Below are 20,248 nucleotides of genomic sequence, written 5' to 3'. Positions count from 1 at the left end.
GAAATTCAAATGACAGAGTCAGAATGGCTGTCCGCATAAGGCTATAAAGCCATGCCGAAAATGGGCGGGGCCCGCACCTGGTGGATGCGAGCCCCGTTCAGCGGTTCGGAGTCAGCTGACCTTGGTGATGTGGGTCAGAGCCGGCGGGGAGACCGGACTGTTGGCCCCGAGGTACTTGGTGAAGGCGTCGACGTCGAAGCCGCCGCTCCACGTCCACAGGTCGGTGCCGAGGGTGAACGCCGGGAAGGTGTCACCTCCGCCGACCAGGAAGTTGTTGGCCGCCACACGGACCGACTGGGTGTCCGTGACCGGCACCCCGTTGATCGCGATGTTGGAGACCTTCCCACCCAGCGGCGCACTCGCGCTGTAGGTGTAGGTGAGGTTCGACGACGGCTGGAGGATCAGCGGCGACCGCGCCACCAGCGATCCGGTGTAGAACTGCTGCTCCAGCACCGTCTTGAGCTGGGCGCCCGTCAACGTCACCGCCTGCAGCAGGTTGTTGAACGGCTGGACCGCGAAGGCCTCGCCGTACGTCACGACGCCGTCGCCCTCGGACCCGCTCTGCGCGTAGGTGAGGGAGGTACGGATGCCGCCGGGGTTCATCAGCGCGATGTCGGCGTTCCCGCCGTCGCTCTTCGCCGCGGCGAGTTGAGCGTCGGCGATGAGGTTGCCGAGCGGAAGCTCACCGGCCGGCGACGCGGACGCCGACGTGTTGCTGATGTCCCCCGTGATCTTGCCGATGGGCGCGTCGGCCTTCTCGGAGACCGCGTCCTTCCAGTAGTTCACCAAGTTGTTGATCTTGGTGTCGGCAGCGTATGTGGCGCCCGTATAGGGACCCGAGTTGACGGAGCCCGCAGCGTTGGTGATGAAGGCGGATGTGGCCGCGACGACCTTGTTGTCAGCCTTGACCGAGGACCTGTCGACGTCCTTGGTTTTGAGGTCGACCTTGAAGTCGATCTGCGTGAGCACCCTGCCGAAGGACGAACCTTGCGTGAAGTAGCGGGTCTGGCCCTTGGGGTCGGTCGTGGTGCAGACGTAGGCCTGGTGCGAGTGGCCCATGATGACCACGTCGACCGCGGCGTCCAGGTTCGTAGCGATCGTCTTGCCCACCGTGGTGGTCAGCGGGCATGCGTCGGGGCTGGCGCCCGAGGACACCGAGTCGCCCTCGTGAACGAGCACGACCTGAGCCTTGACGCCCTGCCGCGTGAGCCACTGCGAGGCGCGGTTCCCCGCCTCGACCTCGTCCTGGAACGTCAGACCCGCGACGCCGGCCGGGGTCACGATGTTCGGCGTGTTCTTGGTGACCAGGCCGATGTAGCCGATCTTGACACCGTTGACCACCCGGATGGCGACTGGGGGCAGCGGGTGCTTGCCGTTCTTGTCGACGACGTTGGCGGCGAGGTACTGGAACTCGGCGCCCTTCCACTTGCCGGCCGGAGAGCAGCCGTCGGTGGGGTTGCAGCCGCCGTTCTGGATGCGGAGCAGCTCCGCCATGCCCTCGTCGTATTCGTGGTTGCCGACCGACGAGACGTCCAGCCCCATCTCGCCCAGCGTCTGGACGGTGGGCTCGTCGTGGTAGGCCGCCGAGAGCAGCGGCGAGGCGCCGATGAGGTCGCCCGCGGCGACGACCTGCGTCTGGCCCGCGGCCCAGCTCTTCTTGATGGCGGTGGCCAGGGTGGCCGCGCCTCCGGTGCCCTGGACGAACACGCCGTTCTCGTCGGCGATCCGGCCGCTGGAGCCGGTCGGTGCCTCCAGGTTGCCGTGGAAGTCGTTGATGGACAGCAGCCGGACGGGCACCGTCTTCGGCTTGGGTTGGTGGTGCGAAGGATGATGTGAGGATGTCGCGCCGGCCGGTGCGACGGCGAGCGCCGTAAGGCTCACCGCGGCGACTCCTACGAGGGCCAGACGCGTGAGAGATGCAGGGGTCATGGCCACGACAGTAAAGCCGTGATCTACACATCAAATGGCTCGAAGGTAACGATTCAGGGGGGCCTGAGATGGCGAACATTGCCAGAACCCGAGCGTGCCGAGATGACGGAGGTCACCTAACGTTCAGGGCATGAACGTGCGCGTGGATGTCATGGAACGGCTGGATGAAGAGACGGTTGCGGCCGTGCTGTCCCTCGTGGAGGCGGCGGCGGAGACGGACGGCGTCCGCCCGCTCAACGAGCAGGCGACGTTGCGGCTGCGCCACGGGGGCGCGACGGGGGCGAGAGCCGTACTGATCCGCGAGGGCGCGGACCTCGCCGGATTCGCGCACCTGGACCCGGCCGACCCCGCCCGCCCGGACGAGGGGCCGAGCGGCGAACTGGTCGTCCACCCGGCGTTCCGCGGCCGCGACCTGGGACGGCGGCTGCTCGATGCGGTCCTCGAGGAGAGCGGCGGCCGGATCCGGCTGTGGGCGCACGGCGACCACCCGGCCGCGTCCCGGCTGGCGGCGTCGGCAGGTCTGACCCGCAGCCGGTCGTTGTGGCAGATGCGCCGGCCGCTGGACACGCCCACGCCCGACCCGGTGATGCCCGCCGGCGTACGGCTGCGCACGTTCGAGACGGGCAAGGACGAGCACGCATGGGTGGCGCTCAACGCGCTCGCCTTCGCCACGCACCCCGAGCAGGGCGCGTGGACGATCGACGACATCGAGCAGAGGGAGCAGGAGCCCTGGTTCGACCCGGACGGGTTCTTCCTCGCCGAACGGCGCGACGGCACGCTGGCCGGCTTCCACTGGACGAAGGTGCACCGTGAAGGCGAGGACGGCGAGCGGGAGCCCGTCGGCGAGGTGTACGTGGTCGGGGTGGACCCCGCCGAGCAGGGGACGGGTCTGGGCCGGGCCCTGACGCTCACGGGCCTCGCCCATCTGCGCTCGCTCGGCCTGCCCCAGGTGATGCTCTACGTGGACGAGGACAACCACGCGGCGGTCAGGCTCTACGAGTCGCTGGGCTTCGGCAGGTGGAAGACCGACGTCATGTACAGCCGGTGACTAGCCGATGATCGCGTTCAGAATGAAGTAGGAGATCGCCGCGACCAGGGCGGCCGCCGGAATCGTGAGGACCCACGCGGTCACGATGCTTCCGGCGACGCCCCACCGCACCGCCGACAGGCGCCGGGTGGCCCCCACGCCCATGATCGCCGTGGTGATCGTGTGCGTCGTCGAGATCGGCGCGCCGTATGCGATCGCCGCCGTGTAGAGGACGGTCGCCGCGGCGGACTCGGCCGCGAAGCCCCGCGGCGGGTCCAGGTGGATGATGCGGCGGCCGAGAGTGCGCATGATGCGCCAGCCGCCGGCGTACGTGCCCAGCGAGATCGCCGCCGCCGACGCGGTGATGACCCATTCCGGGATGCCGGCCGTCGGCGAGACGTATCCCCCGACGACCAGGGCGAGGAAGATCACACCCATCGTCTTCTGGGCGTCCTGCAGACCGTGCCCGAGAGCCATCGCCGCCGCCGAGACCGTCTGGGCGTACCGGAACCCGCGGCTGGTCTTGTGCGGGTTCGACCTGCGGAAGATCCACAAGATGGCGATCATGATGATCCCGCCCAGGAGGAAGCCGACCACCGGGGAAAGGACCATCGGGATGACGACCTTGTCGAGCACGCCCTTCCAGTGCACCGAGACGCTCGCAGCCAGGGCGGAGCCCACCAGCCCGCCGATCAGGGCATGGCTGCTGGAGGAGGGCAGCCCGAAGTACCACGTGATGAGGTTCCAGACGATGGCGCCGGCCAGCGCGCCGCCCACGACCACCAGGCCATGCCGCCCCTGAGGGGCGTCGATGATCCCGCTGCCGACCGTCTGAGCCACCGACAACCCGAGATGCGCCCCGATGAAGTTCATGACCGCGGCCATGAGAAGCGCGGTCCGGGGCGTCAGCGCCCGCGTCGAGACGGAGGTCGCGATCGCGTTGGCGGCATCGTGGAAGCCGTTGGTGTAGTCGAACGCCAACGCGACGACGATGACGCCGATGACAATAGCGAGATCCACTTAGCTTTCCTTGACCGCGATCGACTCGATCGTGTTCGCCACGTGCTCGAAGGCGTCGGCGGCCGCTTCCAACTGCTCGATCACCTCACGCATCTTCATGACGGTGAGCGTGTCGAACTCCCCGCTGAACAGCTTCGCGAGCAGTCGGCGATAGATCTGGTCGGCCTGGTTCTCCAGCCGGTTGATCTCGATCCAGTATTCGTTGAGGTGCTGCATCGACCGCAGCCTCGGCATGGCGTCCGCGGTCAGCTCGGCGGCCCTCTCGAGGACCTCGACCTGACGGACGACCTCCTTCGGCAGGTGGTCGATCTGATAAAGCACGATCAGGTCCGCGGCTGCTTCCATGAAGTCCATCACGTCGTCGAGGTTCGACGCGAGGCGATAAATGTCCTCGCGGTCGAACGGCGTGATGAAACTCTCATTCAGACGATTCATGATCGCGTGAGTGCGCTCGTCGCCCGCGTGTTCGCAGGCTCGCATCTTCTCGGCCAGGGCCTCCCTGTCCGAGTCGTCGCCGATGATCTCGACCAGCAGACGGGACGCGGTGACGAGGTTGTTCGCGGAGTCTGCGAACAACTCGTAGTAGCTGTCCTCACGGGGCGTGAGACGCAGTCGCACGTCGTTTCTCCAGAAGTGCGGGAATGGTCCGCAGAGAAGAGTACGGCCTACCAGTGGAAATGCGAACTTAAGGTATCGCACACCTACTTGTAACCTGCTCTTCCCCTTGCGGTTGCCCTCTTGTCCGCTGTTGACACGTTTTGGGGCGCCGGGTCGCCGGGGCGGCCTCAGATCCGGGTGCGGTGGAAGTTGAGGTACGAGCGGCTCGGCGTCGGACCACGTTGCCCCTGGTAGCGGGAGCCGTACCGGCCGGAGCCGTAAGGGAACTCGGCCGGCGAGCTGAGCCGGAACATGCAGAGCTGACCGATCTTCATGCCGGGCCACAGCTTGATCGGGAGCGTGGCGACGTTGGACAACTCGAGGGTGACGTGCCCCTGGAACCCGGGGTCGATGAAGCCGGCCGTGGAGTGGGTGAGCAGCCCCAGCCGGCCGAGGCTCGACTTGCCCTCGAGCCGTGACGCTATGTCGTCGGGCAGGCTGATCACTTCGTACGTGCTGGCCAGGACGAACTCGCCGGGGTGGAGGATGAACGGCTCATCGCCGTGCGGCTCGACCTCCCGGGTGAGGTCAGGCTGCTCCGTAGCCGGATCGATGTGCGGGTAGCGGTGGTTCTCGAAGACCCTGAAGTAGCGGTCCAGACGCACGTCGACACTGGACGGCTGGATCATCTCGGGGTCGAAGGGGTCCAGCTTGACCCGCCCCGATTCGATCTCTGTACGGATGTCACGATCGGAAAGCAGCACGGTGCAAGGCTAATGGGCGCCGCCGCGCACGTTACGACGTGTTCCACAAGGCGCCGAGACCGCCCCCTGGAGGGCCGGTGCGCCCGGGCCCGGCGGATCAATGACGCCTGGGGACTGCAGGAGTACGCCGAGTTTCCGCTACAGTAGGGACGCGGTCACCGTTCATGGTCGGCCTCACGCGGGTGTAGTTCAATGGCAGAACATCAGCTTCCCAAGCTGACAGCGCGGGTTCGATTCCCGTCACCCGCTCCAACAGCAAAGGCCCAGGTCAGAGGTAGTTTCTCGGCTCGGGCCTTGATCTTTGTGGGGGTTGTTTCTCGCTCGCGTGCCAGATTCGTGCCAGATCAGTTGATCTTGGCTCCGACGTGGGGCGAATCATCGCCACCGTCCTTCGCGCCGAGCCCCTGCTTGACGATCTCCCCCATAGCGTCGGCAATGGCACGATCCCTGTCCTTGGCGGCATGCAGATAGACCGTGGCAGCTTTCGTGCTGGAGTGGCCCATGCGAGTCATCAGCTCCTTGAGCGTCGCGCCCGTCGCAGCCGCGAGTGTGTTACCTGTGTGTCGAAGGTCATGGATGTGGATCTTCGGGAGTCCCGTCTTGGCCAGTGCCTTCGCCCAGACCTTCGTGAAATTGCTGCGCCTAAGCTGGGCGCCCTTCTCCCCCACGAACACCAGACCATCGGGTGCCTGTTCACTGAAGCGCTGAAGGTGCCAGGCGAGATCACCGATGATCACCTCCGGTAGCGCGACCACCCGAGCACCCGCATCCGACTTAGGACGCCCCGTGATCAGCTCGCCCGTCTTCATCTCCGACAGCGAAGCCTCAACCTTGACCGTCCGTGCTTCCAGATCGAGGTTGTGCCGGCGCAGGGCCGCCAATTCGCCCCAACGCAGACTGCCGAAAGTGGCGAGGAGCACCAGGGCGCGGAATCGGGGAGGCACGGCAGCGGCCAGTACGAACACCTCGGGCACGGTCAGCCCTGGTCGTTCCTCAGGGCGCTCAACCCCCGCGTTCTTGATCTGACACGGATTCCTCTTGATCAGGTCATCCTGTATTGCGGTGTTGAGAATCGCGCGGAGCAGCCGATATGCCTTCGCAACGGTAGACGCACCAGGACTCCTCTCGACGAGCCTTGTATGCCACTGCCGGACGTGCCGGCTGGTGATCTCGGCGAGCGGCTTGCTGCCGAGTGTGGGGTTGATGTGCAGTATCAGCAGACCCTCATAGAGCTGAGCCGTCTTAGGTGTGAGCGTCCGCTCAGCCATCCAAGCCGCCGCGTAGTCGTGAAATGCGATCTTCCCGGCGAGCGGGTCGGTCCGCTCCTGCCCCAGGATCTCGGTTTCCTTCTTGCCCAGCCAGACCTCTGCATCCCTCTTGCTGGTGAAGGTCTGAGGAGCCGTGCGTTCAATCTCATCGGGTCCGACGTAGCGCGCCTGGTAGCGCCCAGACGGCAGCTTACGAACAGCGCCGAACCGACGCCGGTAACCCTTGGTGTTCCCGCCCATCAGGCAGCCCTCCTCTTTCCCGCACGCGTCGGCTCTGTAGCCGCAGTGATGGGCTGGACCAAGCCCTCAGCGATGAAGGCGTCAAGGGCCGATTCCGGGATGCGTACCTTGCGACCGAGACGGACGAAGGCGATGCGCCGCTCTTCTATGAGCCGCCGGGGGAATCGTTCGGTGGTGCCGAGCCGTTCCGCTACTTCCGCAACCGTCAGGAGGCGGTCAGCGGAACGCTCTTGTTCTCGTGGATGTGCCATCGGTTCCTCCTTATCAATTGCGGTCAGGCAGCGATCGGCGTTTCTTCTGTGGCGAGTTGGTGGGCGATCTCTTCGCGGCCGGCGACGCGGCGTTTGCGGGCTTGGTCGGCGGCGGTGTTGGCCAGGAGCGCGTCTCCGGTGGTTCTCCACCCGGATCCGGCATAGGACAGGTCGCCGATGATGAGCGTCGTTTCGTCGTCAAGGTCGCCTTGACGCTGAATCGCGTCCGGGTCGTACTCGCGACCGACCTGCTGGGTACGGCGGTACAGCACGCGTGCTCCGCGTAGGGCGGCGAAGGTGGTGGAGTAGCGGCGGGCCATGAAACGACAACCGCCATGCCGCCGATGTATGAGTGCACACCGGATGCTCATCGCCTGACAGATTGGCCTGGTGCAACATGGCGCAGATTGAGATCTCTCGCGAAAGGAGTCTTAGTGGATCCCTTCGCACTTTAAAAGTACGCGTGGACGGTCGCGATGTTGCTCGGCTAAAACAAGGGCAAACTGCAATTATTGCCGTTTCGCCGGGCACGCATCAAGTTCGATGCGTTATTGATTGGTGTGGTAGCCGCGTATTGGATATTGAAGTCCGCGAAAGTGAAACCGTCTCGCTCACATGCCGCTGCCGACATTCCTCCAACCCGCTTGACATCCTTAACTGGCTTACCATCGGGAGAAACGATTGCGTTGAATTAAGTAGAAAGTGATACATCTACCGCGTCGCCATCGCGCCCACAACAGGCGCCGGGACGGACTACAGCGTTGGGGTGACGGCAAGCCGTGAGTATGACATCGGGCCAATCTTCCACGCCCTCGACAAACCACGAGCGCCCCCGCTGCCCAGCTCCACGACCGCAGGCACCTCTGCGGAGCCATCTCCGTCACAGGTCGTAGATCGTCCCCGGGCACTCAGGGCGCCCTCCACACGGGAAGCGTTCGGCGTGCCCGTTGCGTGCCCGTACGGACGGCGACCGGCGGGGATTCACGAGGACTCACGGTCACTCGACCGACATACGCCCAGGTCAGCGTTTTCCCAGCTCAGGCCGCATGGTGTTGAAAGACTTCCCAAGCTGACAGCGCGGGTTCGATTCCCGTCACCCGCTCCAATAGCGAAGGCCCAGCTCAGGACAGGGATCCAGCGCCAGATCGGTTCTTGGCTTCTGGGACCGCCTAGCCCTGATCCGCTTCCCCTGCGGGTGGGTCCACGGCAGACGGGATGAGCAGGGGCGGAGTGCACGCAGGTGCGTAACCGCGTCTCCCTGCATCGGATCACGATTCATCTCGTTGGAACATGCGGCTCAACCGGGGCAACCTCTGAGCCACCGCTTCGGGGTCGCGGAGTCTCCACGGAAGCCCTGAAGGCTGGGGATCGCTCTGGTCGGTGTGCCCGCGTTCTTCCATGGCATCGTAGACACCCTCCTCTTCACCGGTCACCTCTGCGTATGCGTCGGCGGCCACGTAGCTCAGCGCCTCCCATCCCGGCCACTCGTCATCGGCCCACCCGCCCATCGGGCGCTCTGCCAACCGCTGCACCTCCGGGACCTCGGCCAGGTTGTCGGGGTCGGCCACGACACGCTCGAAAATGTCGCGGCCGAGCCCAATCAGCCACGCCTGGAAGTACCAGAAGCCGTCGGTGGAGCAGCCACCGCCGATGAGGTTGGCGGCTTCCCACATGTCGTAGGTGTCGGATCGCCGGCGTACCTGGTTGAGGAGGATCTGAAAGTCGACGATCTTGGTCGGCGGACGCTGTGCGAGGTGGAGGGCGAGCCACCGCAGACGCTCATTGGGATCACTAGTCACCTGTCGGGACCGTTGAAGGAAGAGCCAGAATTCATCGATATCCACGACGGTGCATGATGCCAGGCTGGGCCGACAGCGCCACGACACGGAGATCTTGATCGCGTGCCAGATGCGTGCCAGATTGAACGGCGATCAGCGGGGACTGACGGGGAGTCACGGGGACTCGACCACGCCTGAGCTGCACCCCCTGTCTCCCAGCTCATAGAGGGTAGATCACTAGCCGATTCCCAAGCTGACAGCGCGGGTTCGATTCCCGTCACCCGCTCCAACGACAAAGGCCCAGGTCGGAGATAGTTTCTCGACCCGGGCCTTGATCTTTTCTGGCGCCATTTCGATCTTCCGTGCCCGTTACGTGCCCGATCCATCTGGATCTTCCTTGCTCAGCGCCTCCTTGGCGGGCTTGCCCAGCGCATCGGCGATGGCCCGGTCGCGTTCCATGGCGGTGTGCTGGTAGATCAGCGCGGCCCGCGTGGTCGAGTGGCCCATGCGGTTCATCAGCTCGCCTCCGCTGTTCTCGATCAATCCAGCGCGACAGCGCTCGACCTCTGTACCTCCACCAACCCTGTGACCAGTCAGCCGTTCCGGATGTCGTGTTTCCTGAGCGGGGATCTGTCGCCGACAAGCCACAGATGGCCGAACGGGTCGATGAAGCCGCCCTGCCGGTGAACGCCCCATGGCGCCTCGTGGTCGCGAATCTCGTCAACACTGCCGTCCGCTCCGGCCGCAACGGCGCGCTCGATGAAGCTGTCGGGATTATCCACGAAGACCTCGACACGTACCGTTCTGGAGCCGAGGACGGCAGGGGTGTCCCACTTGTTGTTCGTAGGTTCGCCGAGAAAGAATGGGGCGCCCTCGACGGTCAGTCCCACCACGCCGCCAAGGTTCCACAACTCGATGGCCCCAAGCGCCTGGGCATACCATCGCGCTGCGGCTGAGGCGTCAGGCACGGCGAGCATCAGCGAAATCACGGGAGGCTGGTCGTCGGCTGCCATCGGGTGTCCTGCCTTGTCTGTAAGGCGCCCTGATCACGCCAGTTGAGTCTGACACGATTCGATCCACCCGTGCACAAGGATGCCGAGTCCGACGAGCCGGCCACGACCGCCCCCGCAGACGCCGTACTACTCTTCGACGGCGTCTTCGTGCTCGGCACACGAGAAGCGTTCGGCGTGCCCGTTGCGTGCCCGTACGGTCGGCAAGCATCGGGGAATCACGGGGACTCACGGTCACTCGACCGGCATACGCGCAGGTCACCGTTTCCCCAGGTCACCCGGCATGATGTTGAAAGACTTCCCAAGCTGACAGCGCGGGTTCGATTCCCGTCACCCTCTCCACACACAAAGGCCGAGGTCAGAGGATGATTCCCGACCCGGGAATTGATCTTTTGGACACCTTTTCGATCTTCCGTGCAATTAACGTGCAATTAGCTCACGGGGACCAGGACCACGGCCGAACCACCCTCGTCGTCATCAGCCCTGCTGATGTGCTTGTCGATCGCATCCGTGATCGACTTATCGGCACCCCGGACCGCATGCTGATAGATCATCGCCGCCCGGACGTTGTCGTGCCCCATCCTGGTCATCAGGTCCTTGAGAGCCGAGCCGGACTCGGCGGCGAGCATGTTGCCCGTATGCCGAAGATCGTGGAAGTGCAGGCCGGGCAGCCCCATGTCTTTGACCACGTCCACCCAGCGCGTACGCGTGTTGAATCCGCTCCGCCGCAAGGCACCGCCCTTGGCCCCGGGAAAGAGCAACGCGCCCGGCTCGTCCTGAACGTAGGTGTTCAGGTGCTCTCGCAGCGCGGGGACAATGGCCTGCGGGATGCCGACAATCCGCCGGCCCGCCTTGGACTTGGGAGCGCCGAGGACCAGCTCACCCGTTGACCGTTCGACGAAGGCCGCCCGGATTCGGACCGTACCCGCGACGAGCACGTCAACGAGCTGGCGGCCTACGTTGGCGCCCGGTTACGTGAGCGTGGCGTTGCTCGGCCGACGATGGCCATGTTCGCGCGATTGCCACGATGGATGAAGAGGTCTGGCAATCGCTCTGATGTCCTCGCCGGCTTGGAGAGGCTGCGAGTTCTAGCCAAGCGGTCGGCGCCTGCCGACCGGTCTGACGTCGCACATGAGCGCCGCGACCGTCCGCGGCCACACTAGAGCATGTATTTCCGGGGCGGTTCTTACTAGGCATGAGGTTCAGAGCAGGAGTCACAGGCACGCGGTGACATCCGGGACGGAACCGCAGCCTCACAGGAAGTAGGCTCTGATCACCATTACAGTCCTTATGAGGCACACGACCAGACGCCCAGTGCCTAGGCAGACTGCGCCCCCAAGAGGTCCTGTGGCTGAGGCAGAGAAGAACGAGCGTATGTCGCTCGCGGTTAAAAGCGCCCAGTTCATCATGATCGTCCAAGGGGCGCTGGGACTCTTGTCCGGCGTGCTGCTTATCGCTCCGCTAGCGGCATTGGGCGGCAAAGGTGATGTCCTGACATCACTGGTTCTCGGCCTCAGCGTTGTGATCGCAGTGCTGATCGGCTGGTGGGCAGGCAAGTGGATCTCGCGGAGAAGACGGGTCAGGATCGCCGCGCTTGGACTCGAGTGCCTCATGGCTCTCACCTATGTCTCCGGACGTACGCTCGACCCCCCTCCCAACATGTACAGCCTGGTCCTGCCCGTCGTCGTACTCCTTCTGTTGCTCCTACCCTCTGCCAAAGCGTGGTTCGACCGCTGACCCGGTAGGGAAGGGCTGCGCTCATCAACCACTGGCCCGCGGTGTGGGAGTTGAGCAGCAGCTACGCACGTCAAGCCGCGGGTGAACCGCCTGATCGTCGTGCAATTAGCGTGCAATTACACAGGGGGACAAGGGGTCAACCACGGTCACTCATGACCGACCCGAAGCCCAGCTCAGCGCTCCCAGGAGGCGTGATCCATACACTTCCCAAGCTGACAGCACGGGTTCGATTCCCGTCACCCGCTCCACACACAGAGGCCCAGGTCAGCGGACGATTCCCGACCCGGGCCTTGATCTTTTTGGACACCTTTTCCATCTTCCGTGCCCGTTACGTGCCCGATCCATCTGGATCTTCCTTGCTCAGCGCCTCCTTGGCGGGCTTGCCCAGCGCATCGGCGATGGCCCGGTCGCGCTCCATGGCGGTGTGCTGGTAGATCAGCGCGGCCCGTGTGGTCGAGTGGCCCATGCGGTTCATCAGCTCTCGCAGAGTCGCACCGGATTGCGAGACGAAGGTGTTTCCCGTGTGCCGCAGATCATGAAAGTGGAAGCCCGTGAGCTTGGCTGCGCTGATCGCCTTGCTCCATGTCCGGGTGAAGTTCGTCCGCTGTAGCTGGGCGCCCTTCGGCCCGATGAACACCAGGCCCTCATCCCCCTCCCCCGCGTACGTGTTCAGGTGCGTCCGGAAATCCGGCAGGAGGAGTTCGGGCACGGAGACGATGCGCTTGCCAGCCTGCTGCCGCTCCGCGGTGGGCTTCACAGTAGAATTTTCGACGGAGATCACTACCCGCGAAAGAAGAGTCATGCCCCGCAAGTCGGCGGCTGCTCTACGTCTGGATGCCATCTGCCGATCCCACCTGCGGGAATATCGGCGCCGACCATCGGAACTCTCACCTCACACGCGTCGCAAAGTTGCTCGCTTCGAGGCTGAACGCGGCCTGCCTGCCCGGCGGATCGCCGATGCCATCGTCCGCTGGCGACTCTTCCTACGTCATCCTGGGCGGCTACTCTACCTGCCGAAACCTCACCTCCCCGGATACGACCTCTGGGACGACCGACTTCTCATCGATTGCGCCATCGCTGCCCTCGACAGACGGGCAGCTCGGGAAATCGCGTCAATCGTGAAAGACCTCGACTGTGACTTCCTGGCGCGCACCCTGCCCAACCCGCACGCCCCGAAGACCTGGCCGTGGTGGCACCGCAGGTGCGGGGACCTGGGCGACATCCTGCTGGTTCCCTCGCAGGAGCATGATCGGCCGGACATGGCATAGACGGTCCTGATGCTGGGCCGTACCCGGTCAGCCCATCACGGAACGAAACCTTCTGGCGTCAAAGGGCGCTGATCGCTGCTGCCGTGCCCGTTGCGTGCCCGTACGGTCGGCAACCCACAGGGAATCACGGGGACTCACGGTCACTCGACCCGCCTACGCCCAGGTCAGCCTTTTCCCAGCTCAGACCGCATGGTGTTGAAAGACTTCCCAAGCTGACAGCGCGGGTTCGATTCCCGTCACCCGCCATCATCGCGAAAGACCAGGTCAGGGGTGGTCTCGCGACCCGGACACTGCTTGTTGTCGGCGCTTGGTCCCATGAGGCGTCCCGCAGAGGCATCTGGTACCACTGGGCCATGGATGCAACCAATGACGCGTCCCTTACCGGGGACCTCGAAGCGCTTCAGGCCGCGTTTCCCGCTGAGTGGCGAGAGCCCCCGTTAGGACTAGAAGGCGTTGCAGCCTGGGAGGGCGAGAACGGTGCCCGCCTGCCTGAGCCCTATCGCACGTTCATCGCCGAGGTCGCCAATGGTTCCTCCTTGGGCCCCCCTGAGGATGGCGGCCTCCTGCCCCTCGGCTGGCTTCCACCGGGTTGGCCTGACCAGGGAGATCGCATCCCGGGGGCCGCCTTCCCTCTCGACCACGCATGGCACTGGGAGGACGAAATCGACTCCATACCTGATTCCGACCAACGCATCGCCGACGTCTACAACCACGGCTCCATCGTCTTGGGCACAGACGATGAGCTCTCATACTGGCTCCTGGTGCTCACCGGCACGCAACGCGGGAAGATCTGGTTTGTTGCCGACGTCGGCGCCTCCCCCTACCCCGGTCCAGAAGCCATCGGCTTCATCGAATGGGTTCAGCGCTGGCAGACCGGTGCCGGCTGGTAGGACTCCGTTGGAGATCGTTTGGGGACCTTGTAAACAGAAGGCTCACGGAGCACCTCTCGCGCGTGGGTACGAGCTTGATCACGTGCCACAGGCGTGCCATATCCCACGGGAAACAGCGGGGAATCACGGTCACTCACGGATCATGAACAAAGAAGCCCCCGACCGGCATCTCTGCTGATCAGGGGCCTCTTTTGGCTGGTGTGGCAGGTGCAAGGTTCGAACTTGCGTAGGCTGAGCCGACGGTCTTACAGCACGTGACCTTTCCCGTCCGCTCATAGATCCTGACCTGCCACATGCCCTGCGCGCCGGGTCCCGCCACCAAGATCTCGCACCTATATTGCAAGCAGCCGGTCTCGGTGCCCGTTGCGGTGCGTAATGCGTTGATCGGTGCGCTGGTGCGAGGCGGCGCCGATCACAGCGGTCGCCTCCGCCTCGATCAACGCTTACAGCACTGCTTACAGAGCGTGGCGGATGGCATCGTCGGCGTCGGCGGCTTTCAAAGACTCCAACAGGTCGAGCAGGGCAGACTGATCCAGAGCCATCGTGTGGTGTCCTCCGCGAGAACCTTTGGTCGGGAACTCGCTGACCGTCACACGATGGCTCGCCCCATGTCCGGGGCTGCTTCACCAGCTTGGAGTTACACCACCCCAGGGGACGTCACCATGCTCCGCGGGGACGTTCAGCCTTCAGGCAACGCCTCCAGGCCGTACTTCGCGAAGAGGTCGAGCACGTGCCCTTGGAAGCGTTCTGGGCCCCAGGTCGGGACCTGGACGCCCGGCTCCGGGTCGTCGCCGCCGTCCAAGAACAATCCCTCGGAGCCTCCAGGTGTGTAGAAGAACAGCATCCTGGCTGTGTGGAGTCCGACGTTCTTGAAGCGGTGGCGCACGCCGCGCGGGCAGTGGACCAGGTCACCGACCCCTGCGGTGAACGTCCTATCACCGTCCAGGAACTCGAGTTCTCCAGCAAGCAGGTAGAACGTCTCGTCCTGGTCGGCATGGGTGTGTGCTACCGGGCCGCCGCCTGGCGGAACGGAGGCTTCCACGACACCCAGCGATCCTTTCGTCTGCGCGGCCGTCAGCTTCACCGAATAGACGTCGCCGGAAAACCACTTGGTACGCCCGCCGTTGACGGGTACATAGATGCCTCCGGGAGTGGTGGCAAGGTCATCCGCTTCTGGGGAGATGTAAAACGTCATGTTCATCCTCTGTGAGTAATCGAAGGAATCAAGTGCTGCAGCAACGGCAGACCGGTGGCGGCCAGCGAAACCCGAACGCGGCTCTCAAAACATCACTGGTTCAACGTGAGGCACATATGTGACAGGTGTCGCCCGCAGCTGGGTGTTGCAGTACGGGCACTACGCGCCCCGGTAGTCCAGCAGCACGCCGTAGTCGCCCGACAGCGCGTCGGGCAGGGTGAGTTCGGCGCCCCTAGACAGCGAGACGGTCAGCTCCGGGAACCGGTCGTCGGGGTTCAGGACGGTCATGAGGGCTCCTCAAGGTCGCACCACGCCGGGTCGCGACCGGCACGGCTGGCAGACAAACGGCGGAAGGGCACGGCCCCACCCGGACCTCCGCATCGTTAGCATCCGCCGGACCGCGGTTCTTACCTTGAGATCGCCGAGCTTCGGCTCCGAAGGTCTTACGAGGCGCGAACACCGCACTCAGATGCGCTGTCATGGGCACGGCGCGGCATGGGTGGCCACGCTGGTGCGGACCCATCCGCGACCAGCTGACCGCTGGGGGCTTCGCGCGCAGCACGCCTGGGTCATCGATGCCCTCCGGGCGAATATCCGGCCGCCTCCGACCCCCCTCGGCCAGACACGACAGGGACTAGCCCTTCCCTACGTGCGGGGGCCTCGTGCATCGGAGACACGGCATGACCGCCGGGCCATTAGCGCGCCATTAACCAGGGTGAAGAGGGGTCAACCACGGTCACTCATGACCGACCCGAAGCCCAGCTCAGCGCCCCTAGGAGCCGTAATCCATACACTTCCCAAGCTGACAGCGCGGGTTCGATTCCCGTCACCCGCTCCACACGAAAAGGCCCAGGTCAGAGATAGTTTCTCGACCCAGGCCTTGATCTTTTTCGGCGCCATTTCGATCTTCCGTGCCCCTTACGTGCCCGATCCGTCGTGATCTTGCTTGTTCAGCGCCTCCGTGGCGAGCCTGCCCAGCGCGTCGGCGATGGCCCGAACGCCAACAACGCTGGGGCTGACCCCGGCCCAAGACTGCATGATCAACCCCGGCCAAGGTTGGTGGTCGGCGCACTAGGTGGCCGCGGCCTGGACCGTGAGCCCGCTGGCACGGGGTTCACGGTTCAGGCCGTCGTGTGGTCGGCCGTTCTGGCTTGCGGCCAGTGGGATGGGAGCTAGTTGGTAGCTGCTTTGGGCTTTCCGGGGCAGTTCAGCGGGGACCCCTTCTTTTGCAGGTCGAACGCTGCAGCAGGCCCCTGCTGGGACCCGATCCGGAGGGTGCCGATCCCGATCACCAGTTCCGTTCCGGCTGGCATCGCCTTCGGGTTGATGCTCATCACAAGGCCGCCGGGCCCGGGCAGCTTGCGCACCACCTGGGAGACCTGCAGTTCCAGTTGGCCGTCGGAGGATGCGCACACGGGGCCGGACGTCAGCACCACGGGGACGCCGGCGTCAGCCAGGGTCTTGGCCAGCCTCGCTGGGTCCTTCAGCTCGCGGATCGTCACCTCCACCAAGCCGTTCGGCGACGTATTGACCGACCATGCGGCCAGGTTGACGTGGACCGCCCGGGTGGCAGACGAACTGCTGGGAGCGCCAGGGTGGCCGCCGGAAGCTACAGACGTACCGCCGGACAAGGACAGCGCCAAGCCAATTGCTAGGGCCAGGCCGCCCGTACCCACCCCCGCCACGCCGCGCAGCCGGCGTCCGCGGGCCCGGGCCATGATCGCTTCGGGCCGCCGGTCCATGTGCACGTGGGTGAGGGCATCTTTGGTGCCGGTGAGGGAGCTTCGCATCGCCGCCAGCATGTCGTCGTCGTTCATGAGGTGACCTCCTGGTCGCTGAAGGATTGTGTTTGCGTGCGGAGCGTGGCCAGCGCCCGGTGCAGGTGCGCGCCAACGGTCCCCGGGGAGATGCCGAGCAGCTTCGCCGTTGCATCGGTATCCAGGTCGAAGAAGACCCTTAGCGTGATCACTTCGCGCTGCCTGAGCGGAAGCAACCGGAGCGCCGCAACCAGCGCCTGGTCGAGGCCCAGGTCCGCCGAACGCGCCAACTGGCTGCCCTCCAGGCCTGTCAACGCTGTTGGATCACCCACTGTCAGCTCGCGCCGGCGGCGCCTCCACCAGGACACGTGGGCGTTCAGCGCTGTCCGCACCACCCAGGCGCGTGGCACAGGGTGCTCGCGCACCTTGCGCCAGGACATCCAGGCCCGGGTGAACGCCTCCGCCACCAGGTCCTCGGCGAGCTGCCCGTCGCCGACATTGATCAGCACGATCCGCAGGCAGTCATCCTTGGAGGCGGTGTAGAACTTGGTGAATTCTTGTCCTCTTTGTTCCACGCCCCAATAACGCATGAAGGCCCGGATCCCTTTACCTGGGCGGCCACGGCGTCTCGGAAGCACCACACCCAAGCTGCGCGCCGCCGCAAGCCCGGCGGCGACCGTTGGCGTCCAATCACCGTGGAAGGTGCACAGCGTAGGGACACGTCAAGCCGGGCTTGCCCCTCCGTCACCGGCCCGCTGCCGCTCCGCGGTGGGTCGATGGCAAACGGGATGAACAAGGGATCGAGGAGATCAGGGCAGGGAGGAATTACTGCGGCACCCCCCTGCCGCCAGACCGCTCACCCGGCCTGCCGCGCGTTCGCCAAACAGAGGGCCCCGCCGCCAAATCAGGCGAGCTTATTCACAGCGACGAGGTCTTCGTCCGAAAGGACCAGATCGGCCGCCGCCATGTTCTCCTCCAGGTGGGCGAGTGAGGAGGTGCCCGGGATGGCCAGAGTCACCGGTGAATGGCCGAGCAGCCAGGCGAGCGCCACCTGAATTCGGGTAGCGCCATACCGGTGGGCGATCTCGTCGAGCGCGGCGAACTGCTCGGCGGAGGGAGCCATGCCAGGCGGGGCCTGCGATAGGTCCAGGCCGGGACGGAGCATTCCAGCGGCGAGTGCGCATCTCGCCGTACCGCTGGACCCGCAACCGATAGGTCCCGTTGGTGAGCTTCTGGACGTTGCCGACAGGACGGCGACCCACACGATCATCGAGGTCGAAGACCTGGGCGACGGTGAGCACCGGACGTTCTTGAGCGTGCTCGTCGCCGGCCCCGCGGATTCGGCACGGTTGGTCGAAATGATGTTGTCGTCTTCCGCCGCCGTCATCAACACCGCCCGAAGCAACCGATATGCCTTGGCCGCTACGGAGATCGAGACGCCGACGGCGAGTAGGTCGGCCCGCCACAGCGGCCGCATACCCGGCACCACGGGATGCAAGCGATCATTACAGGATGGCCATTCCACCACCCCTGCGCGAGTCATTGCATAGTCCAGTGTTCTGGGCGCGATACATGTTCGCCCATGAGGACGGCCCCGGAGCCGATCGGCTCGGCGACCTCGAAGAACTGCTCGGCGATGACCTCGACGACAAAGGCGACCAGGATTCGGACGATACGGCGCTCGATGTGGAGTTCTATGTCGGCGGCGGCCACCGCGTGCTGCTGACTGTCGACGGCTCGGCCGACTCCTACACCCTGGCTGTCGCCGCCCCGGACTCGGCCGACACCACGGAGTTGGGCTGGGACGACCTTGCGCACTGGCACCCCTACGCGTTGCGCTGGGTAGAACTCGACCTGATCTGCCGGGCGGTCGCAGCCCTCGACCCACAGTTGCATCACCCCGGGGCGCCGCTGGCGCTGCTCTGCCGGTTCGCCGCAGTCTTCGAGGACGACGACGTGGACGGCGCCCTCGCCGCCGTAGACGCGGCGTTCGCCTCGCTACGCCCGCAGAAGTGGGACGGCTATTGGCCGAGTGGCACCGACTGGCTCGAGCGTGCGGATTTCCGCGGTCAGAACGTGGTCTGGCAGCGCGACGAAGCCGGCAACCTGTGGGCCCGTCAGGAAGACGACCACGAGGCGGACTTCTACAGCACCCGCGTGGAACCGGCAGCCGGGGCGGATCACTTTCCGCACAACCGGCTACAGGCCCTGCTGTCCGCCGCCGCCACCACGCTGAAGACCAGCGCGGCCTGATCAACGCGATCGCCGGGTGCGGTCAGGCACCGAGGCGCGGACGCGCACTCATCCGCCGCGAGTCGCACACCCGGCACGACTCCGGGTTGATCACGTCAACCATCAACCGAGGCCGCAGTATCAAGCATCATCCGAAGCAGGACACCGGGCACGGGCTTGTCTTGCCGAATTGTGCTTATAGAGATCAAGGGCGGCGCTTCGCACCGCCTCGCGGCCCTACGCCCGCTCGGCGGCCGGGCATGCGGCCTGGGGGCCGGTCCCGGCCGCCGGCAACTCGGGCCGCCAACTCAAGACGGGCCAGGTCCCAGGCGAAGCCGGAAGCCACGCGCCCCTAGCCGACAAGTCGTCTGCGCCAGTCCAGCGGCGTGATCGTGATGGCTTGCTGGGGTTCGCCATTCCACTCCACCGACAGCCCGCTCCCCTCAAGCGCCGCCACGACCTCCCGGCCGATAGTTGCCGTCGTCTCCGGTGAACCGTCGAATCCGCCGTACAAGAGCATCAGCCCATGGCCGCCCGCAGCCGCGTCTGTGCACTGGGAGTGGAAGTAGACGAAGCCACGGGCGTCCGAAGAGCCCACTCCGCCGATCTCCTCCTGACCACACGAACGGCAACAGGTGAAGTCCTCCCGTGCCGTGATGCCGGCCGTCTCCAGTGCCGTAAAAGCCCGGGTGAGCCGCTCCGGGTCCGTCTCGCCCTCCCAGGCGGCTTGTTCCTCAACGCGCTCCAACCACATCCGGTCGGCCAATGCCCGCGCCTGCTCGGGCGAGACCGGCCGGTAGTCTCCAGAGACGAGATAGTCCTGCGCGATCTCGGAAAGCTGTGCTCGCGTGACATAGCCGCCAACCAGCACCTCACGGACGCGCTTTTCAAGCTGCTCACGCTGGCCCTCGTCGAGTTCGAGCGGGGGCACCGGATCCGGTGCCGGCCCCAAATCCACCGGCACCCAGTCCAACCCAGAGTCCCAGCCGCGGTCCGCGCGAACCCAGCCGGTCATCGCCACGATCACCGGCTCTGGTCCGTCGAGCATCACCTCGAAGTGCCGGTCGGGCGCGCCGTCGCGGTACTCCAGCGTGTAGTCGCCCCCTGCCTGGTGCCACACCTGGATGAAGACATCGGGCAGATCGGGGATCCGCTGAACAACGAGGAACTTGTCGTCCTCGCCCCCAATCCGGCGGACGAGGCCGGCCAGCTCCTGTGCGGCTATCCGGACGTGCCGCTGCCCGTCCTCAGTCTCTACCGTGATCGCAAGCATGCTGCTCACTCT

Annotated in this window: 23 protein-coding genes, 2 tRNA genes and 1 pseudogene; 6 read left to right on the top strand and 20 right to left on the bottom strand. The window is 65.2% G+C overall.

Annotated elements, in window-relative coordinates:
• Window positions 1-111: 111 nt before the first annotated feature.
• Window positions 112-1,929, bottom strand: a complete 1,818-nt coding sequence (locus Pph01_RS23305) for a bifunctional metallophosphatase/5'-nucleotidase (RefSeq protein ID WP_204075272.1) — start codon at window positions 1,927-1,929, stop codon at window positions 112-114.
• 130 nt (window positions 1,930-2,059) lie between these two features.
• Here Pph01_RS23305 and mshD point away from each other — a divergent pair, with 130 nt between their 5' ends.
• Entirely contained in the window at window positions 2,060-2,977 is a 918-nt protein-coding gene (gene mshD, locus Pph01_RS23300; protein ID WP_204075271.1) for a mycothiol synthase, read from the top strand.
• Here the strand turns inward: mshD and Pph01_RS23295 are convergent, their stop codons facing one another.
• The 3 genes from Pph01_RS23295 to dcd form a co-directional block, all read right to left on the bottom strand.
• A complete protein-coding gene (locus tag Pph01_RS23295) occupies window positions 2,978-3,976 on the bottom strand; it encodes an inorganic phosphate transporter (RefSeq protein WP_204075270.1) in 999 nt (332 codons plus the stop codon).
• Window positions 3,977-4,594 (bottom strand): DUF47 domain-containing protein, encoded by a 618-nt coding sequence (locus Pph01_RS23290; protein WP_204075269.1) that lies wholly within the window; start codon window positions 4,592-4,594, stop codon window positions 3,977-3,979.
• A 167-nt stretch (window positions 4,595-4,761) separates the two neighbouring features.
• The gene (dcd, locus tag Pph01_RS23285; RefSeq protein ID WP_204075268.1) at window positions 4,762-5,337 is read right to left on the bottom strand and encodes a dCTP deaminase; all 576 of its coding nucleotides are present in this window, start codon (window positions 5,335-5,337) and stop codon (window positions 4,762-4,764) included.
• A 178-nt stretch (window positions 5,338-5,515) separates the two neighbouring features.
• Between dcd and Pph01_RS23280 the strand changes: the two genes are divergently transcribed.
• A tRNA-Gly gene (locus Pph01_RS23280) sits at window positions 5,516-5,589 on the top strand.
• Between the two features lie 92 nt (window positions 5,590-5,681).
• Here the strand turns inward: Pph01_RS23280 and Pph01_RS23275 are convergent.
• The 7 genes from Pph01_RS23275 to Pph01_RS23245 form a co-directional block, all read right to left on the bottom strand.
• Window positions 5,682-6,845 carry a tyrosine-type recombinase/integrase gene (locus Pph01_RS23275; RefSeq protein WP_204075267.1) on the bottom strand — a complete coding sequence of 388 codons (1,164 nt, stop codon included), beginning with the start codon at window positions 6,843-6,845 and terminating at the stop codon, window positions 5,682-5,684.
• The gene (locus tag Pph01_RS23270; protein ID WP_204075266.1) at window positions 6,845-7,096 is read right to left on the bottom strand and encodes an excisionase family DNA-binding protein; all 252 of its coding nucleotides are present in this window, start codon (window positions 7,094-7,096) and stop codon (window positions 6,845-6,847) included. Before Pph01_RS23270 ends, Pph01_RS23275 begins: the two co-directional genes overlap by 1 nt.
• Window positions 7,097-7,119: 23 nt before the next feature.
• A complete protein-coding gene (locus Pph01_RS23265) occupies window positions 7,120-7,416 on the bottom strand; it encodes a replication initiator (protein WP_204075265.1) in 297 nt (98 codons plus the stop codon).
• A gap of 948 nt (window positions 7,417-8,364) precedes the next feature.
• Window positions 8,365-8,940, bottom strand: coding sequence for a DUF4240 domain-containing protein (locus Pph01_RS23260; protein ID WP_204075264.1), 576 nt, complete (start codon window positions 8,938-8,940; stop codon window positions 8,365-8,367).
• Window positions 8,941-9,243: 303 nt separating this feature from the next.
• Window positions 9,244-9,390, bottom strand: a complete 147-nt coding sequence (locus Pph01_RS23255; RefSeq protein ID WP_204075263.1) for a hypothetical protein — start codon at window positions 9,388-9,390, stop codon at window positions 9,244-9,246.
• Between the two features lie 77 nt (window positions 9,391-9,467).
• A complete protein-coding gene (locus Pph01_RS23250; RefSeq protein WP_204075262.1) occupies window positions 9,468-9,887 on the bottom strand; it encodes a VOC family protein in 420 nt (139 codons plus the stop codon).
• Window positions 9,888-10,315: 428 nt separating this feature from the next.
• Window positions 10,316-10,822: a tyrosine-type recombinase/integrase gene (locus Pph01_RS23245; RefSeq protein ID WP_204075261.1), complete on the bottom strand. Its 507-nt coding sequence runs from the start codon at window positions 10,820-10,822 to the stop codon at window positions 10,316-10,318.
• Between the two features lie 409 nt (window positions 10,823-11,231).
• Here Pph01_RS23245 and Pph01_RS23240 point away from each other — a divergent pair, with 409 nt between their 5' ends.
• Complete coding sequence (locus tag Pph01_RS23240) at window positions 11,232-11,621, top strand: hypothetical protein (RefSeq protein ID WP_204075260.1); 390 nt, start codon at window positions 11,232-11,234, stop codon at window positions 11,619-11,621.
• A 328-nt stretch (window positions 11,622-11,949) separates the two neighbouring features.
• Here Pph01_RS23240 and Pph01_RS23235 read toward each other — a convergent pair whose 3' ends face one another.
• Entirely contained in the window at window positions 11,950-12,378 is a 429-nt protein-coding gene (locus Pph01_RS23235) for a tyrosine-type recombinase/integrase (RefSeq protein ID WP_204075259.1), read from the bottom strand.
• Between the two features lie 361 nt (window positions 12,379-12,739).
• On the opposite strand from Pph01_RS23235, the gene Pph01_RS23230 reads away from it, so the two are divergent.
• Together Pph01_RS23230 and Pph01_RS23225 are read left to right on the top strand one after the other, a co-directional pair.
• Entirely contained in the window at window positions 12,740-12,889 is a 150-nt protein-coding gene (locus Pph01_RS23230; protein WP_204075258.1) for a hypothetical protein, read from the top strand.
• A 353-nt stretch (window positions 12,890-13,242) separates the two neighbouring features.
• The gene (locus Pph01_RS23225; RefSeq protein ID WP_204075257.1) at window positions 13,243-13,779 is read left to right on the top strand and encodes an SMI1/KNR4 family protein; all 537 of its coding nucleotides are present in this window, start codon (window positions 13,243-13,245) and stop codon (window positions 13,777-13,779) included.
• A 196-nt stretch (window positions 13,780-13,975) separates the two neighbouring features.
• On the opposite strand, the gene Pph01_RS23220 is transcribed toward Pph01_RS23225, so the two are convergent.
• The 7 genes and pseudogenes from Pph01_RS23220 to Pph01_RS42895 form a co-directional block, all read right to left on the bottom strand.
• Window positions 13,976-14,072, bottom strand: a tRNA-OTHER gene (locus Pph01_RS23220).
• Between the two features lie 45 nt (window positions 14,073-14,117).
• Window positions 14,118-14,321 (bottom strand): annotated as a pseudogene (locus Pph01_RS43835) (transposase); the annotation flags it as partial.
• A gap of 137 nt (window positions 14,322-14,458) precedes the next feature.
• Complete coding sequence (locus tag Pph01_RS23210; RefSeq protein WP_204075255.1) at window positions 14,459-14,974, bottom strand: cupin domain-containing protein; 516 nt, start codon at window positions 14,972-14,974, stop codon at window positions 14,459-14,461.
• 159 nt (window positions 14,975-15,133) lie between these two features.
• Window positions 15,134-15,262, bottom strand: a complete 129-nt coding sequence (locus Pph01_RS43410; protein ID WP_275412859.1) for a hypothetical protein — start codon at window positions 15,260-15,262, stop codon at window positions 15,134-15,136.
• Window positions 15,263-16,146: 884 nt separating this feature from the next.
• Window positions 16,147-16,791 carry a hypothetical protein gene (locus Pph01_RS23205; RefSeq protein WP_204075254.1) on the bottom strand — a complete coding sequence of 215 codons (645 nt, stop codon included), beginning with the start codon at window positions 16,789-16,791 and terminating at the stop codon, window positions 16,147-16,149.
• The gene (locus Pph01_RS23200) at window positions 16,788-17,321 is read right to left on the bottom strand and encodes a SigE family RNA polymerase sigma factor (RefSeq protein ID WP_204075253.1); all 534 of its coding nucleotides are present in this window, start codon (window positions 17,319-17,321) and stop codon (window positions 16,788-16,790) included. The genes Pph01_RS23205 and Pph01_RS23200 overlap by 4 nt, the downstream gene beginning before the upstream one ends.
• A 314-nt stretch (window positions 17,322-17,635) precedes the next feature.
• Window positions 17,636-18,274: an aldo/keto reductase gene (locus Pph01_RS42895; RefSeq protein WP_239116944.1), complete on the bottom strand. Its 639-nt coding sequence runs from the start codon at window positions 18,272-18,274 to the stop codon at window positions 17,636-17,638.
• Here Pph01_RS42895 and Pph01_RS23190 point away from each other — a divergent pair.
• Window positions 18,244-18,984, top strand: a complete 741-nt coding sequence (locus Pph01_RS23190) for a hypothetical protein (RefSeq protein WP_505866655.1) — start codon at window positions 18,244-18,246, stop codon at window positions 18,982-18,984. The genes Pph01_RS42895 and Pph01_RS23190 overlap by 31 nt on opposite strands.
• Before the next feature lie 331 nt (window positions 18,985-19,315).
• Here Pph01_RS23190 and Pph01_RS23185 read toward each other — a convergent pair whose 3' ends face one another.
• Window positions 19,316-20,236 carry a DUF6891 domain-containing protein gene (locus tag Pph01_RS23185; protein ID WP_204075251.1) on the bottom strand — a complete coding sequence of 307 codons (921 nt, stop codon included), beginning with the start codon at window positions 20,234-20,236 and terminating at the stop codon, window positions 19,316-19,318.
• Between the last annotated feature and the right edge of the window lie 12 nt (window positions 20,237-20,248).

It is taken from the genome of Planotetraspora phitsanulokensis (assembly GCF_016863295.1).
GTDB lineage: Bacteria > Actinomycetota > Actinomycetes > Streptosporangiales > Streptosporangiaceae > Planotetraspora > Planotetraspora phitsanulokensis.
This window is presented reverse-complemented; position numbering and strand designations above follow the sequence as displayed.

Coding starts and splice junctions, on each gene's coding strand:
- Pph01_RS23225 (WP_204075257.1), top strand. CDS start 13,243: ATGGATGCAACCAATGACGCGTCCCTTACCGGGGACCTCGAAGCGCTT.
- Pph01_RS23255 (WP_204075263.1), bottom strand. CDS start 9,390: ATGAACCGCATGGGCCACTCGACCACGCGGGCCGCGCTGATCTACCAG.
- Pph01_RS23205 (WP_204075254.1), bottom strand. CDS start 16,791: ATGAACGACGACGACATGCTGGCGGCGATGCGAAGCTCCCTCACCGGC.
- Pph01_RS23305 (WP_204075272.1), bottom strand. CDS start 1,929: ATGACCCCTGCATCTCTCACGCGTCTGGCCCTCGTAGGAGTCGCCGCG.
- Pph01_RS23275 (WP_204075267.1), bottom strand. CDS start 6,845: ATGGGCGGGAACACCAAGGGTTACCGGCGTCGGTTCGGCGCTGTTCGT.
- Pph01_RS42895 (WP_239116944.1), bottom strand. CDS start 18,274: ATGACTCGCGCAGGGGTGGTGGAATGGCCATCCTGTAATGATCGCTTG.
- Pph01_RS23265 (WP_204075265.1), bottom strand. CDS start 7,416: ATGGCCCGCCGCTACTCCACCACCTTCGCCGCCCTACGCGGAGCACGC.
- Pph01_RS23200 (WP_204075253.1), bottom strand. CDS start 17,321: ATGCGTTATTGGGGCGTGGAACAAAGAGGACAAGAATTCACCAAGTTC.
- Pph01_RS23210 (WP_204075255.1), bottom strand. CDS start 14,974: ATGACGTTTTACATCTCCCCAGAAGCGGATGACCTTGCCACCACTCCC.
- Pph01_RS23250 (WP_204075262.1), bottom strand. CDS start 9,887: ATGGCAGCCGACGACCAGCCTCCCGTGATTTCGCTGATGCTCGCCGTG.
- mshD (WP_204075271.1), top strand. CDS start 2,060: ATGAACGTGCGCGTGGATGTCATGGAACGGCTGGATGAAGAGACGGTT.
- Pph01_RS43410 (WP_275412859.1), bottom strand. CDS start 15,262: ATGACCGTCCTGAACCCCGACGACCGGTTCCCGGAGCTGACCGTCTCG.
- Pph01_RS23190 (WP_505866655.1), top strand. CDS start 18,244: ATGGCCATTCCACCACCCCTGCGCGAGTCATTGCATAGTCCAGTGTTC.
- Pph01_RS23185 (WP_204075251.1), bottom strand. CDS start 20,236: ATGCTTGCGATCACGGTAGAGACTGAGGACGGGCAGCGGCACGTCCGG.
- Pph01_RS23270 (WP_204075266.1), bottom strand. CDS start 7,096: ATGGCACATCCACGAGAACAAGAGCGTTCCGCTGACCGCCTCCTGACG.